Source organism: Draconibacterium mangrovi, assembly GCF_010586825.1.
In the GTDB taxonomy this organism is placed as follows: domain Bacteria; phylum Bacteroidota; class Bacteroidia; order Bacteroidales; family Prolixibacteraceae; genus Draconibacterium; species Draconibacterium mangrovi.
The window spans coordinates 139,654-155,804 of the sequence record NZ_JAAAGB010000009.1 but is presented as its reverse complement, the minus strand read 5'-3'; the positions used below and the strand labels follow the sequence as shown (position 1 = coordinate 155,804).

General features: G+C 41.9%; 9 protein-coding genes. 8 read left to right on the top strand and 1 reads right to left on the bottom strand.

The features are described from left to right. Window positions 1-210: 210 nt before the first annotated feature. Window positions 211-3,024: a ligand-binding sensor domain-containing protein gene (locus tag G4420_RS19210; protein ID WP_163325567.1), complete on the bottom strand. Its 2,814-nt coding sequence runs from the start codon at window positions 3,022-3,024 to the stop codon at window positions 211-213. A 260-nt stretch (window positions 3,025-3,284) separates the two neighbouring features. Between G4420_RS19210 and G4420_RS19205 the strand changes: the two genes are divergently transcribed. The 8 genes from G4420_RS19205 (at window position 3,285) to G4420_RS19170 (ending at window position 16,105) form a co-directional block, all read left to right on the top strand. Next, on the top strand, window positions 3,285-3,551 hold the full coding sequence (locus G4420_RS19205; RefSeq protein WP_246241693.1) for a DUF493 family protein: 267 nt from the start codon (window positions 3,285-3,287) through the stop codon (window positions 3,549-3,551). 112 nt (window positions 3,552-3,663) lie between these two features. Continuing rightward, on the top strand, window positions 3,664-5,304 hold the full coding sequence (locus tag G4420_RS19200) for a DUF6377 domain-containing protein (RefSeq protein WP_163325565.1): 1,641 nt from the start codon (window positions 3,664-3,666) through the stop codon (window positions 5,302-5,304). Window positions 5,305-5,703: 399 nt separating this feature from the next. Continuing rightward, window positions 5,704-8,679, top strand: a complete 2,976-nt coding sequence (locus G4420_RS19195; RefSeq protein WP_163325564.1) for a SusC/RagA family TonB-linked outer membrane protein — start codon at window positions 5,704-5,706, stop codon at window positions 8,677-8,679. 11 nt (window positions 8,680-8,690) lie between these two features. Continuing rightward, window positions 8,691-10,229 (top strand): RagB/SusD family nutrient uptake outer membrane protein, encoded by a 1,539-nt coding sequence (locus G4420_RS19190; RefSeq protein ID WP_163325563.1) that lies wholly within the window; start codon window positions 8,691-8,693, stop codon window positions 10,227-10,229. A 32-nt stretch (window positions 10,230-10,261) separates the two neighbouring features. Next, entirely contained in the window at window positions 10,262-11,653 is a 1,392-nt protein-coding gene (locus tag G4420_RS19185; protein ID WP_163325562.1) for a hypothetical protein, read from the top strand. 4 nt (window positions 11,654-11,657) lie between these two features. Then, window positions 11,658-13,157 (top strand): glycoside hydrolase family 30 protein, encoded by a 1,500-nt coding sequence (locus G4420_RS19180; protein ID WP_163325561.1) that lies wholly within the window; start codon window positions 11,658-11,660, stop codon window positions 13,155-13,157. An 11-nt stretch (window positions 13,158-13,168) separates the two neighbouring features. Further along, on the top strand, window positions 13,169-14,503 hold the full coding sequence (locus tag G4420_RS19175) for a DUF5121 domain-containing protein (protein ID WP_163325560.1): 1,335 nt from the start codon (window positions 13,169-13,171) through the stop codon (window positions 14,501-14,503). Window positions 14,504-14,626: 123 nt separating this feature from the next. Then, a complete protein-coding gene (locus G4420_RS19170; RefSeq protein WP_163325559.1) occupies window positions 14,627-16,105 on the top strand; it encodes a glycoside hydrolase family 30 protein in 1,479 nt (492 codons plus the stop codon). The last annotated feature ends 46 nt before the right edge of the window (window positions 16,106-16,151 follow it).

Here is a 16,151-nt window from a genome sequence, read left to right as displayed (position 1 = left end):
TATTAACAAAATTTCACATTTTAAATATCAGGTTATCCAAATAAAGGCAAGAAAAAAAAGCTCAACAAAAACACTACATAGCATATTTTGTAACACATCAAAAATACATCATAAGGATTTTATATAGCTGAATAATAGACATATAGCAATTGCTAATTGTCATATGCAAATACCTCATAAAATAATATGCTATACAACAGGAAACTAAAACTATACGTTCAGTAGGAAAGTAGAAAGGTTTAATTCGCGTGAAAGCTCCATTTTCTTTCTCAAGCGATAACGGCTGATTTCTACGCCTCTGTCAGAGATATTTAATAGGGTAGCGATTTCTTTGGTCGACATGTTCATTCGGATGTACGCACAAAGACGCAAATCTTTTGGCGACAAGTGAGGGAATTTGTCTTTTAAACGCTCAAAGAGATCAGCATGTACTTCTTCAAAATAACTCTCGAATATTTGATTCTGATTTTGGTTGTCGATTTCCTTGTCGATACGTTTCTTTAGAATCGCCATTTTTGTTTTAACAGCCCCGTCAGAAGTTTCATTGGAAACCCGTTTAAGTTCCTCGTTAATTTTCATCAGGAACTTATTTTTATTTACAATGCTAAGCGTTTGGTTGGCCAATTCTTTATCCAGCGAAAGTTTTTGTGCTTCAAGCTTTTCGTTTTTTAATCGTATAATCTCTTTTTCGGCCAGTACAGCTTGTTGCTCAAATTCCTTTTCTTTTTCCCGTAATTTTTGCTCGTGTTTTTTGCGTTCCTTTTGTTTCGATTTTTCGAAGCGTTTATTAATAAACCAGGCAATTATTACAACTATTACAAACACAATTAATATGTAAATGTAAGTAGCGGTTTTTGAGCGGTGCCATGGGGGAGTGATCACGAATGAAAAAGTAGCTTCATCGCTTTCAACGCCAAAACTGTTTCGGGCTTTTACCCTAAACACATAATCGTTTTCGGGCAGGTTGGTTAAATCGCGGTAGTTATCGTTCGACCACACCGACCATGAGTCGGAGTAGTTATCGATAAAATAGCTAAACTCCAGTTGCTCGGGATTTTGATAAAAAGGAGCTGAAAAATTGAAACGAAAGGCGTTTTTTTGAAAAGGAAACTCAGTGGGGTCGAGTTGGTTTACGGGGTACACAACGGTATCAAGATTGGGAACATCAATTTGTGTAATAAAACATTTAAACGCCTGGTTGTATGACGTAACAATTCGCGAAGCATAATGTGCAAAACCATTTTCGGTGGCAAAAAATACATTATTTAAATCGAACACATATAAAAATTCCCATTCGCGCACCAGTTTGTTGCGTAATTGCTGGAATGGAGTTGTAATTCTTGTGTAGCTGGTATCATCGTTTTTATGCAGTACTCCTACCTCGGTTTCAGCAATGTACCAGTAGTTTCCCCGAAAGTCTTTTTCAATATATTTCAAGCGGTTATATGGGGCGAAAATTTCGTTTAACGATTTATTTTTTTCAAAACGGTCGGCCGCGGCATTGTAACTATATACTCCATCAACTGTTGAGATGCACCACGTATTATCGAACTTCAACAGTATATTCATCAGATCGAGAGGAAGTCCGTCTTTTGTGCCATAAAGTTTTACATTGGTTGCCGAATCGCGTTGGGCATTTAAGGTAACGCGGAAAACCCCTTTAGCTCCGTGACTAACCCAAATATTTCCGTCCTCATCTTCCGACAGAAAACGGCTCGATTCGCTAAACCCCTTTATTTTTGTTTTTAAATCCCATTGCCCCTTGTCGAATTGAAACAGGGATATGCCGGTGAAACTACCACCAATAGCGTAGTTGGTATCATTTTTTAGTTGAATAAAAGTCCATAATCCGGGATCATCGCTGATTTGCCGCACTTCTCGTCCGTTTACTGCAAATGTACCCAGGTTGTGTCCGCAAAGTAATTGTCCGTTTATAACTTTTAAACTCCAAACCTGTCCTTCCGTACCGGGAATTATTTTGAAAACCTCGGTATTGTCCTGTCCAATAGTAGAGAACTTTTTGGTAAAAAGCCCCTGGTTGGTGCCAAGGTATAGCAGGTTGTCGTGTATGACTGCACAGTAGCCTGTTCCAATATTTTCAGAACGTGACGTATAACTGATTGGCGAATTTAGCTCGATGTAGTCGATACCATTATCTAGCCCAAGCCATAAATTTCCCGACCGATCGTTGCAAAGGCTTAAAATCGTATTGTTTTGTAAGCCGTTATTCAGGTTTAAATGCTGAATGATCTCGCCTTCGGAATTTGCAATGATGAGCCCGTTTAATATGGTGCCAATAGCTAGGTTATTTCCATCGAGCTTAATACCGCAATACAAAACATCGTTTTCGGTTTGTGTATTGGCCGGAACATCCCATTTGCTTAGCTTTCCATTTTTGTATTCGAACCAACCCGACTGGGCCGTTCCAATGAGCAAATGATTTTCGAAAAAGCTAACCATCGATTGAATTTCATGATCTTTCAGCTCATCGGCCCATGGTACTTTATTTACAAATCCGTTAATGTACTCGAATAAACCAACTCCGGGTTCGTGAAAAAAGAGCCGGTTATTGATATAAAACGAATAGTAAAATGCTTTTTGTGGCCTAATTATATCAATTTTATCATCCCTGTAAATAAAAATATAGCTATATGATTGAAATACAATTCCATACTGAGTGTTGTATATTTTCCAGATCACATCTGTTTCCGGAATATCTTCAGGCAGCTTATCGGTCAAACTCTTAAATGCCGGGCCTTCCGGGGAATTAGGATCAAAAATTCCAAAGTCCTCATCTAATCCGATATAAATAACTCCATCATCATCAATACACACCGATCGAACATTTGAGGTGAAGGAGTCATTATACAAATCCCAGTTCAAACCATCGAAACGAAGCAGGCCAAGATTGTTGGCAAAATACATAAATCCATTCGGGTCTTGCGCAACACCCCAGTTTTGGGTACCGGCCCGGTAATCCGCTTTGGGGTAATTCAGTATATTCGGAACACCGAACCTTTTCACTTGCGAAAAAACAAGTGATGGAAAAACGAGAAGCAGTATGAGTAAACTCTTTTTCAAAACTCAGGGCTGTTGGTGGATATTATCTAATAACACGTTTCTAAAATACAATATTAATATCAAGTGGTGAAATTTGGCTAAAAATCTAATCTTTGTGCTCCGGTTTGAATTTTGTAACCCAAAAAGATATTGAGATTTTAGGTTAAAAAGTGAACGAAAAGAAATGTGGGTTGTATTATTAAATGGATGTGAAAGATAAGGAAATGGATAAATATAAAAATCTGCGCTACCGGCTGATGGAATCTGAAAAATGGCCGTTGAAATATATGTTTAAGTTTATTATTCCGAATGAAGAAGGGAAAGTTGATCAGGTAAAAGCTTTGCTGCCAACTGAAGGTGAAGTAACCTTTAAACATACTGATAATCTGAAACACGTATCGGTTACCTGTGTGGCGTTAATGGAATCGGCCGACCAAATTATTGTGATAACCGAGAAAGTGGATAAGATTGAGGGAGTGATTGTGCTTTAATTTCCATTTGAAACTATTTGAGAATTACGAGTTCTCCAAGAATTAGGACGATGTATAAAATGAAATGAAAAATGTTTATTTTGTGCATGTTTAGAAAACGGAATAACCATTTATGAAATTTTTCAGATTGTTTATCTGCCTTGTATTCTTATATCCCGGTGCGGTTCTGGGGCAATCGCCCCTTGATTCACTTTTGAACCGTTTGGATGCAGCTATCGAAAATCATAAGGTTTATCAACAGCAGAAGGAAGATCGGATTCAGGCGCTGAAGAATCAATTGCGTACGGTTTCGCCCAATACCATTGAGGAGTACCGGCTGAATGCGAAATTGTATGATGAATACCGACCATACATTTGCGATTCGGCGATACACTACAAAAACCGGAATATAGATGTTGCCAAACACCTGGATAATACCGCTCTGTTATACGAAAGCGAGCTTAACCTGGCTTATCTGATGGCTTCTACCGGGATGTATCTTGAGGCTGTTGATTTAATTTCTTCCATTGAAAAAGAAAAAGTTCCTGAAGATTTACTGAGTGAATACTACAATACTTACCGACATGTTTACTCTGAATTAGCTTTTTATACGCAAAACAAAAAGGGCGCCGATCGCTACTGGCAGATATCAAATCGTTACACAGATTCGCTTTATAATGTACTTACTTCAACAAATGATTTGTATTATGCCTTGAAAGAGGAAAGACTGCGTAACGCCGGAAAGATAGAGGAAGCGCTTAGCTTAAATGATACTATATTGGCCAACAGTACGATGGGTACGCGCGAGTTTGCAATAGCGAGTTATAACCGTTCGTTAACCTACCGGAGAATAAAAGACACCGATGGGTTAAAGAATTACCTTGCTCAGTCGGCTTTGTCCGATATATTGTCGGCCACAAAAGACCATGCCTCGTTGTGGATGCTGGCAGAAATACTGTTTCAGGAAAATGATATGGAACGTGCTTACAACTACATTCGTTTTTCGTGGAGCGAAACTGTATTTTATAACGCACGTCTCCGTAGTTTACAAAGTGCCGGAATATTGTCGCTAATCGACAGAACTTATCAGGCAACCGTTGAAAAGAAAAACCGGCAACTACAAAATTACCTTTTACTCTCCAGTATTTTGGGGCTTTTGCTAACTGTTGCGCTTGTTTATATTTACAGCCAGATGAGGCGTTTGTCTGAGACCCGAAAGTATTTGCAAAAGGCCAATTCTAGTTTACAAAACCTGAACACAGAGCTTCAGAAAGTAAATGATCAGCTGCAAATCGTGAATGTAGATCTTTCGGAATCGAACCAAATTAAAGAGGTTTATATTGCGCACTTTATAAAACTTTGCTCAACCTATATTGATAAAATGGATGGTTTCCGTCGTTTGGTAAACAAAAAGATAACCAACGGCCAGGTTGCCGAGTTGCATGCGCTTACCCGTTCGCAAGAAATGATGGATGATGAAACAGAAGAACTTTACCGGAATTTTGATAAGGCATTTTTGCGCATTTTCCCACATTTTGTAGAAAAGGTGAACGAGATGCTGCTTGATGAAGAAAAGTTTGAGTTAAACGAAGAAGAGCTACTAAATACCGAATTGCGAATTCTGGCATTGATAAGGTTGGGAATTATTAACAGCTCGCAAATTGCCGACTTTTTACGATACTCGGTAAATACCATTTATAACTACCGGGCAAAAACAAAAAACCGCGCCAAATCCCGTAACGATTTCGAAGATATGATTATACAAATTCGATAATTACAGACGAATCTGTTTTAATCCTGTTTGGTGTTAATGTTTTAAAGAGCGAAATCAATTTTGTTCGGTTTTACTTCCCATAACTCCCCCTTATTCGTTCACTCATCTTTCCAATTGATCCACTTTTATTTTGCATACCAAAAGATCCAAGAGCCTGCTATAGAGCATTTTGAATATTTTGTTGTCTCTCCCTAATCCACTTTCCTATCCCTTAAAAAAATAGCGGTCAATTCAAACGATAGATTTGTGCTTGAGAAAACAGATAAGCTTTACGATGAAGAACTACGGCAATGAAAGTTTGTCTTTCGAGCTAATTTTTATATGCAAAGTCTATGACTATTTCCCGGGTCGGGGAATAGGTTCTGTTTATAATAAATATTTAACTAATCAAATTCTTTTATGAGGACAAGACTCTTAAAATTTAAAATTCCTCTCTTCTTTTTGGTGTTGTTATTGGGATTTAATCTCTCAGTGCATGCACAAAATTCAATTGATGTTAGAGGAGTGGTAAGCGATGCATCAGGCGATCCCTTACCAGGTGTGAATATTGTTATTAAAGGCACGTTGCAGGGAACGCTTACCGATCCAAACGGTAATTACAGGATTACGGTTCCCGGTAGTGATGCTGTTCTTGTATTTTCATTTATCGGGTATAATTCGCAGGAAGTTACTGTGGGTAACCAAAGCGAGATAAATGTATCGTTGAAAGAAGACTTAAAGCAACTGGACGAAGTGGTGGTAATCGGTTATGGTTCGGTTGCCCGAAAAGACGTTACCACAGCGGTTTCGACAGTTTCAACCAAAGAGATCGACGAACGTCCGATTGTATCGGCAGCGCAGGCTATTCAGGGGAAAGCGGCAGGTGTTAACGTTTACCAGCCCAGCGGAGCTCCCGGTGGCGAAATGGTTATTCGCGTGCGTGGTACTACTTCGTTTAACGGAAGCAACAGCCCTTTATACGTGGTAGACGGAGTTCCGGTTGATAACCTCAACTTCCTTTCGCCAATGGATATTGCCAGTATGCAAATTCTGAAAGATGCTTCATCGGCGGCTATTTACGGATCGAGAGCAGCAAACGGTGTAATTCTTATTACCACCAAGCAGGCCAGTGGAGAAGCAAAAATTTCATTGAATACGCAGTTTGGAGTTAGCCGTGTTGCCAACCAGATCGAGTCGTTAAATGCCTCGCAGTATAAAGAGTTGATGGACGAAATTCGCCCTGGAGCAATTCCTGAAGGTACTACTGATCAAACCGACTGGTTCAATGAAGTATACGGAACCGGCATCACTCAAAACTATCAGTTACAGATTTCGGATGGTAACGATAAAACGCGCTGCTTTATTTCCGGAGGTTATCTGAACGAAAAAGGGGTGCTTAGCTCTGCATTTTTCCGCAGATATAACCTGCGGAGTAACGTCGAAAGCCAGGTGCGTAGCTGGTTGAATATCGGGTTAAACCTGTCGTATTCGGATAATACCCGTAACGGAGTAACTACCGGTGCCGGATCAAACCGTGGTGGTGTAGTACTGGCGGTGGTTAACCTGCCAACTGCTTCAAACATTATCGATCCTCAAACCGGGTTGTATAACCGCACTTTCTTCGGGCAAAATATTGTAAACCCGATTGAATCGATCGAAAATGGTAAAAACAATAAGAATAACGAAAACCGCCTGATTGCTTCAGGTAGTTCAACCATTACTTTTTTACCTGAATTAACGTTAAAATCGTCGTTCACCTTAGATCGTCGTAATGGAAAAAATACCGGCTTTAATCCTCCGGTACATGGTGCCGACAGAGATGACTGGGGAAATGCCTGGGATACCCGAAGCACCAATACATTGCTGGTTTTCGATAATGTACTGACCTACAAAAAGACCTTTGCCGATAAACACAATTTTGAAGCAATGGCCGGTTCATCATGGACCGATTCGCAGTGGTCGCAAAGCTATATTAATGGCTCGCACTATAAAGATGATAATATCCATACTTTAAACGCGGCAAATAAAATTTCGTGGAACGGTACAGGGTCCGGCGCTTCGGCCTGGGGAATTATGTCTGTTTTCGGACGTCTTTCATACAATTACGAAAGTAAATACCTTTTTACATTCAATATTCGTGAAGATGGTTCTTCAAAACTGCATCCCGATTATCGCTGGGGAACATTCCCGTCTTTCTCGGCAGCATGGCGTATGTCATCGGAAGAATTTATGCAGGGATTAACCTGGATCGACGACTTGAAAATCAGAGGAGGCTGGGGACAAACCGGTAACCAGTCGGGAGTTGGCGACTATGCTTATTTGCAACGTTACAACATCACCCGTCAGGCCTGGTTCGAAACCGGGAAGGAAGATGCCTTGCCATTGATTACGCAGGCTAACCTTCGTACCTCCGACCTAACATGGGAAACGACTTCGCAAATTAACCTTGGTTTGGATGCCACGCTGTTTGCTGATCGTGTGACGATTGCCATGGACTATTATTCGAAACACACTGAGGATATGCTGATGTATGTTTCGTTGCCGGCAGGTGCTGCAGCATCAAGCAATATTGTTCGAAACGAAGGTGAAATGATGAACCGTGGTGTTGAATTATCGGTAAGCTCACGCAACTTTACAGGTGCTTTCACCTGGAACACCGACTTTAATATTTCGCATAACACAAACGAATTGAAAAGCCTTGAATTGCAGCAGATTTATTATGATGCTGAAACTACCGATGCTTTTCACCAAATTCGTGTTGTTCGTAACGAACCAGGTCGTGCGTTGGGTGGATTCTACGGTTATATAAGCGATGGAGTTGACCCTGAAACAGGAGAACTGATGTACCGCGACACAAATGAAGACGGCAAAATTACAGCGTCAGACAGAACCTATATTGGCGACCCGAACCCGGCCTTTACTTTTGGTTTAACCAACTCGTTTGCGTACAAAGGTTTTAGTCTAAACGTGTTTCTGCAGGGAGCTGTTGGAAACGACATCTTTAATGCATCGAAAGGTGATGTGATGGGGATGTACGATTTGAAAAACCAATCTACAGAAGTGCTTCACCGCTGGCGTACGCCAGGACAAATTACCGATGTTCCAAAAGCCGGTTTTGTTATGCAGCCATCAAGTTATTTTATTGAAGACGGCAGTTACCTGCGTGTAAAAGACATCACTTTCTCTTACAACTTCAGTGGCGGAATTTTAAACAAACTGGGAGTTTCGCGTTTGCAACCTTATGTTACCGCAACCAACCTGTTAACGCTTACTGACTATAGCGGAATGGATCCTGAAGTAAACCAATGGGGAAACAGTGGTGCCGTTCAGGGTATCGATTGGGGAACCTACCCACACAGTAAGACTTTTGTTTTTGGGTTGAATGTTGAATTTTAAATAAGACGAAAATGAAGACAAGATATATTTTATCCATTCTTATCATATCCCTGCTGGCAGCTTGCTCCATGGATTATGATCCTTTAGATACCTATTCGGATGTAACTGAAGGAGTGAGCGAGGACAGCGTTCAGGTTGTATTTGAAGATAAAGCTGACGTTTTAGCGCACAGGCAGACACTACTTAATTTGTACAAAAACAGCCAGGAGCACTGGTATCTCGACATGTTATTGCTGGCCGAATCGCACTCGGATAATGCTTATGCAGGTTCACCAGGCGCTGAAACTACACCTTTCGAGGTAAACTCAATCGAAGGATCGAACACCAACCTGAGAAGAGACTGGAACAGCCACATGGGAAATATTGCCCAGGCCAACCGCTTGATCAGTTTTATTGACGATGTAAATGATCCGGCCTTAACAGATGCTGAAAAGCTTCAGTATAAAGTCGAGGCGAAAATATTAAGGGCGATGATCTATTTTGATATGGTTCGCATTTGGGGAAATGTTCCTTTGGTAACAACAGTTGCCGGCGATATTACTTCAGAAACCATTGACGATGTTTACCCGGCTTATTTCCCGCCACAAACCGATGCTTTAACTATTTATCAGCAAATTGAGGCCGACCTTTTGGAAGGTTTGCAATATGCACCTGCTAACGACCCGCAGGATAAAACACAGTTCTCGAAATCGGTTGCCCGTGCTTTACTGGCTAAAGTTTATGCCGAAAAACCTTTGCGCGATTATGACAAAGTAATTCAATATGCCGATGAACTGGCTGCTGATGGTTATGAACTGGTTGACGATTACAGCGATTTGTTTGGTGTAATACTAACAGATCCAAACTCGCCACCTTCACAAGAAAATAAGGCAATTGATGCCAAAGCCCGTAATACAAAGGAGACCATTTATGAAGCACAATATTTCCCGGGAAATACCAACTGGGCAACCTGGATGTATGGTCGTCCGCTTAACGACTGGACTTTCTATTTCACCTGGGCGAAGTGGATCACTCCATCACGCGATCTGATCAAAGCTTTTCAAAGCGAAGTTGGCGACAAACGCTACGCCGAAACAGTGGTTTTTTACAGCTGTGGTTGGAATATTTATTATCCTGCTGATAATTATGCGTTTATGTACAAGTGCCGCAGTGCCTACAACAGTACAATTAAAATGCGTTATGCCGATATTCTTTTGCTAAAAGCTGAGGCGCTGATCGGAAAAGGAGATTACAGTGGCGCAGCTCAGATTATCAACCAAACCCGCCAGCGCGCAGGCTTGAACAATCTGCCTGCATCAGCTTCAGCGAGCGAGGAGGCAATTACTGAGGCTTATATGAAAGAACGCCGCCTTGAGCTGGCAATGGAAGGCCAGCGCTGGTTCGACCTTGTTCGTTTAGAAAAAGTTGAGGAAGTAATGAATGCAGTATACGCCAAAGACGAAGGACGTCCGGCACAGGTTTATCCGTTTACAAACCTGTCGTATATCCTCCCTGTTCCGCAGGATATTATTGACCAGAATCCAAACCTGGTACAAAATCCCGGATATTAGTATTCAAACCGAAAAATATAAAAGAGAGAAAAATGAAACCTTTATATAAAATATTTATTTTAACCGGGATAATTGCCCTGTTATTTGCTTCGTGCGAAGACGAATACGGCCCCCGAAAAGAATCTACGCCTTTTATTGAGGCGGCCACAGTTAGCCCTTCGAGCTTTACATTTGGAGATTCAATTACCTTGTCGGCAAGAATTACCGATCCGGCTACCATGCTTACTTCGCTGGCTTACGAGCTGGTGTCGGAAGGACGAACTGTTGTAAGTGGCGAAATTCCATTAGCCGGCGACGATTATGAGGTTGAACAAGCGATTTATGTTCCCTTATTAGCCGATCAGGCCGATAATTCTGCGGTTCAGATAAAGTTGGAAGCCCGGAATGTGCTCAAAGGTTCGGTTAGTACTGAAATTACAGAACTGACAGGGAATCGCCCGATATACAGCCGGTTGTACCTGGTTACCGACAACGGTAGCGTGGTTAGTTTAGAGTCATCAGACAACAACCAGTTTGTGGGCAACGACTTAACACTGGAAACATCGGTGAATTACAAAATTGCTGAAAAGCTCAATTCAGACTATACGATTAATTACAGTGGCGATGTTTATGGCAATGTGAATGGAAAATTGGCCATGATCGACCAAAGTGGCGAGTCGGCTTTTGTATACACGCCTGATGCCGATTACACAAAAACGTTTGTTTTCGACAATTTCGCTTTTACAGCGGCAACCACCGGAAGCCAATTGGGTGACGATGATTTGGCTCTTTCTGCATTTGGTAATCAGGATGTTAACGGCGAAGCTTTCCGCACGCTTACACGCACACTGGAAAAGGGAAAAACCTACACCGTGTTTGGGCAGTTGGGCGATGCAGCGAATATTTACAATCCCGATTTCTTCGAGCGCACAGCCGACAGCCGTGTAACTTTCCTTGGAGTAACCGGTGAATACACCATTTATTACAACCCGGTTCGTAAAAACATTTTTGTTGGCGTTGATAATCCTGCATATCCGCAATACCTGCTGGCTTGTGGTTATGGTTTGGGTTATCCAACAAACGTAAGCACCGATGCAATTGGCGCTGTTTACCCGGGCCATACCCGCGTTCATACCAGCTGGGGTTTCGGAAATGTGCTGAATTACGTGTTGCTGCGTCAAATTGGCGATGGCATTTACCAGGGAACATTCTTTACGCCGGGCGATCACGATCATTTTGCCGGATTCAAACCTTTTGAAAATACCGGTTGGGCAAATGAGAAAAAAGCAGGTCAGTTTACGTTTACCGGCGAGCAGATCATATCGGGTGATAACGACTGGACCATCCCGAATGGTGAGAATGATCCTGCGATTGAATCAGCCAACTATCGTTTTACCATCAACTTAAACGATAACACGGTAAACATTGAAAAAGTAACGCTTTAATACGATGAGGAAATTATTCGATACAAAATTTATCTTGCTGATAGCGCTGCTTTGCTGTGGTTTTGTAGCCTGTAGCGATGATAACAGTGGAGACATTGAAGAACCTGAGCAACCGGAACCGGAAACAGGAGATGTTACGCTTTACATAACTACCAATACTCGCTCGCAGGATTTTGCCACAAAAGCGGTTGACTTTAGCGATAAAAGCAATATGTCGCCATCAACCATTAACCTGGAGCCTGAAACACGGTACCAGACCATGGATGGTTTTGGAGCGGCAATTACAGGCTCAACCTGTTATAACCTGTTACAGATGACAGAAGATAACCGGGAGAAGTTTCTGAAAGAAACCTTCTCGCCAACAGAGGGAATGGGTTACAGTTACGTTCGTATTTCCATCGGTTGTTCCGACTTTTCGTTGAGCGAATACACCTGTTGCGATACCAAAGGAATTGAAAACTTCGGTCTCACTTCGGAAGAAACCGATTACGTGCTTCCGATTTTACAGGAAATTCAGGCCATTAATCCTGATCTTAAAATTTTGGGATCGCCATGGACGTGCCCTCGCTGGATGAAGGTGAATAATCTTACCGATTTGCAACCCTTCAACTCGTGGACAAGCGGTCAGTTAAATCCGGCGTATTATGCCGATTATGCCACGTATTTTGTAAAGTGGATTCAGGTTTTAAAGGAATACGGAATCGATATTTACTCGGTTACGCCACAAAACGAACCGCTTAACAGAGGTAATTCAGCATCGTTATATATGGGCTGGGAAGAACAACTTGATTTTGTAAAAAACAACCTGGTGCCTGCTTTTAAAGCCGCATCACTGAACACTAAAATTTATTTGTTCGACCACAATTACAACTACGACAACATGGGTGAGCAGAATGATTACCCGGTGAAAATTTACAATGCTGGTATCGACGAAGATCTTGTGGCGGGAGCAGCTTATCACAATTATGGTGGAAACAAGGATGAATTGCTTGATATACATGCAAAAAATCCTGAAAGAGGATTAATATTCACCGAAACATCTATCGGTACCTGGAATGATGGCCGCAACCTGCAAAATCGTTTAATTGAAGACATGCGCGAAGTGGCACTGGGAACCGTAAATAACTGGTGTAAAGGAGTAATTGTGTGGAATCTGATGCTTGATAGCGACAGAGGCCCCAACCGCGACGGCGGATGCCAGACTTGCTATGGCGCGGTGGATATCGACAGAGCCAACTATTCATCAATTACACGTAATTCGCACTATTACATCGTCGGCCATTTATCGTCGGTAGTTAAGCCCGGTGCGGTGCGTATCGGCACTTCGGGTTTTTCTGATGCCGGATTTTACTACTCGGCATTCGAAAACACCGACGGAACTTATGCTGTGGTTTTATTAAACAGCAATTCGGCTTCAAAAATGATAACACTCGACGATGGCACCAATCACTTCAGTTACGAAGTGCCTGCTAAATCGGTTATTTCATACCAATGGAAAAAATAAAAACTAACGCAATGAAGAACTTAAAATATTTCATATTAAGCATTTTGGGTTTGGCTGTTTTGTCGTGCTCCGACGATATCAGCGAAATCGAACCGGCGGGAAATCCCGTTATGGAAATTGAGAACCAATTCTCCGATGTACATTTCGGAGATGTACTTCCGTTTACTGTTTCGGTTAGCGACGAAATTTCGCTATCGACACTAACTGCCATTCTTTATTTTGGCGAAGAAGAGGTGGAAAGAACGACAATTCGCACAAAAGAAAATGGTGAATATTCAGGTACAATAGAAATTCCTTTTGAGAAAGATATTCCTGATGGTACAGCCACATTGAAGTTTGTATTGCTCAACACAACAATGAATAGCAGTATTGAAACTTTTGATGTGCCGATTACGCGTGCGCAATACCCTTACCTTATTTTGGTAAGCGAAAACGCGACGTACCCTATGTTGCCGACCGGCGAAGCAAATGAGTATGCGGCTACGGAAGCATTCCCGTCAACCGATTTGTCGGCCTACATTAAAACGCCGGTGGTTGATGATAAAGGGACTGAAATCGTATTTGGTTGGGAAGCGGGTGCGGTTACAAACGGGGTTTCTACATATATCCCCTTTGTAAGCCCTGTGGGTGGAACTTACTCGGTAACATTTAATACCAAAACATACGAGGCCGGGCCATTCTTCGAAATCCTGCTTAACGGAGAGAACATGAACATGGTTGATAAAAACAATTATCAACTTGATGTTGAGCTGACGCAAGGGCAGGAGGTAAGTATTCAAGGTTTGGGAAATATTGCCGACTGGTGGATCGATGCTGATTATCTGGCCACGCAGGAAGCCGGGCTTTACACTTTTGTTCCTATCACAGGAAAATACCGTGTAACGGCTAATCTGGAGTTGAACTATTTCAGAATAGAGGCTTTGGATGGCAACACACCCGCTGTTTTAAATGCTGACGGAACAGGTGCCGTTTGGGTGATTGGCGAGAATGTTGGAAAACCATCGTTTGCTGATAAGACTGTGGGCTGGAGTCCTGACAATGCATTGTGTATGGCTCCAATTGGCGACAAAAAATACCAGTTGACTGTAGTTGGAGGTACAAATATCAGTACCGGCGGAATTAACTTTAAATTCTTCCACCAAAAAGGCTGGGGCGGAGAATTTGGAGGAGACGCCATTTCAACAACAAGCGACATCGTATTCATTGGCGACGGTACAAATGGCCGCGACAGTGGTAACCTTGGTTTGGTTGATGGAGTGACCCTGGAAGATGGTGCAACTTATGTATTTACGGTTGATCTTTCGGCAGGAAACGATCAGGCAGTTTTAACAGTTACAAAAAAATAAGAGAGAAAAGGTAGATATATAAAAGGTTGTGGGCTTCCCATATTGGGAGGTCTCACAGCCTTTTTTGTTAGACGTTTTTGGCATTTCTGAAAAGAATGTTGAACGAAGAAAATGAAGATGATCATGAAGAATATTTTGAAAACGGTGGTTGGTGTTGTTGCTGTATCGGGTTTATTTATTGCCGGATGCACGAACAAGGAAGTGAATAAAGAAGTGGAGCAGCCACCGGTAGTTGTAAATCCCGAAAAAGTAAACGTGTATGTAACCGCAAAAGATACCAATCTTCGCTTAGATGCAATTGGTGAATTCAGTCTGCAGGTAGCCGGCCAGCCTTTGGAAACACAGCCTTTTGTTCTGATTGATCCGGCAAAGAAGTTTCAAACCATCGAAGGTATAGGAGCTGCTTTAACCGATGCTTCGGCCGAAACATTTTATAAAATGCCACGAAATATTCGTCAGGAAATCCTTACTGCCTTTTTCGACCAGGAAAAAGGAATTGGCTATAACTTTTCACGCACAAATATTGCCAGTTGCGATTTTTCAAGCGCATCTTACAACTACGTGGAGGAGAACGATTCGTTGCTGACTACTTTTAGTGTTCAGCACGACGAACAATACCGAATTCCGTTTATTAAAGAAACAATTGAAGCGGCAGGTGGCGAACTAAAAATATTTGTTAGCCCGTGGAGCCCTCCGGCCTGGATGAAAAGCAATAATAACGTTTTGCAGGGAGGAAAACTGCTGGAACAGTTTAAACCCGCATGGGCAGAGTATTACGTAAAGTTTATCGAAGAGTACGAGAAACGCGATATTCCGGTTTGGGGCCTTTCGGTACAAAACGAACCGATGGCTGTTCAACGTTGGGAATCATGCGTGTACACTGCCGATGAGGAACGCGATTTTATAAAGAAATATCTTGGTCCGACTTTGCACAGTAATGGAATGGGCGATAAAAAACTAATCGCCTGGGACCATAACCGCGACCAGGTTTATCAGCGTGCTACCACTATTTTAAGCGATCCGGAAGCTGCAAAGTATGTTTGGGGAATTGGTTTTCACTGGTACGAACCCTGGACCGGTGGCGATATGCAGTTTGAAAACACAAAACTTGTAAACGATGCTTTCCCGGATACAAAACTCATTTTTACAGAAGGTTGTGTTGAAGCGTTTGATATAAACCGGGTTAACGACTGGGCTTTGGGCGAACGTTATGGCTACTCGATGCTGAATGATTTTAACAGCGGAACCGTTGCATGGACCGACTGGAACATCCTGCTGGACGAAAACGGCGGTCCAAACCATGTTGGTAACTTATGTTTTGCGCCCATACACGCCAATACGCAAACCGGCGAGTTAATTTATACCAACAGCTACTATTACATAGGGCATTTTTCAAAGTTTGTAAAAGAAGGAGCACGTAGAATTGCAACATCATCAAGTCGCACCGATTTGCAGGCAACTGCTTTTGTAAATCCTGATGGGTCAATTGCTGTTGTTGTACTAAACCGATCAGAAGAAAAATTCAACTACCAATTGCTGATAAATGGCAAATCAACCGATCTTGAAAGTTTACCTCATTCGATAATGACCATTACTTTATAAAGTTTGGTTCTTTCATAAATACAATTGCAAAATAAAAGCGCTTAAA

Excerpts from the sequence above, each read along its gene's own strand:
- G4420_RS19205 (WP_246241693.1), top strand. The coding sequence starts at position 3,285 with ATGGATAAATATAAAAATCTGCGCTACCGGCTGATGGAATCTGAAAAA.
- G4420_RS19200 (WP_163325565.1), top strand. The coding sequence starts at position 3,664 with ATGAAATTTTTCAGATTGTTTATCTGCCTTGTATTCTTATATCCCGGT.
- G4420_RS19195 (WP_163325564.1), top strand. The coding sequence starts at position 5,704 with ATGAGGACAAGACTCTTAAAATTTAAAATTCCTCTCTTCTTTTTGGTG.
- G4420_RS19190 (WP_163325563.1), top strand. The coding sequence starts at position 8,691 with ATGAAGACAAGATATATTTTATCCATTCTTATCATATCCCTGCTGGCA.
- G4420_RS19185 (WP_163325562.1), top strand. The coding sequence starts at position 10,262 with ATGAAACCTTTATATAAAATATTTATTTTAACCGGGATAATTGCCCTG.
- G4420_RS19180 (WP_163325561.1), top strand. The coding sequence starts at position 11,658 with ATGAGGAAATTATTCGATACAAAATTTATCTTGCTGATAGCGCTGCTT.
- G4420_RS19175 (WP_163325560.1), top strand. The coding sequence starts at position 13,169 with ATGAAGAACTTAAAATATTTCATATTAAGCATTTTGGGTTTGGCTGTT.
- G4420_RS19170 (WP_163325559.1), top strand. The coding sequence starts at position 14,627 with ATGAAGAATATTTTGAAAACGGTGGTTGGTGTTGTTGCTGTATCGGGT.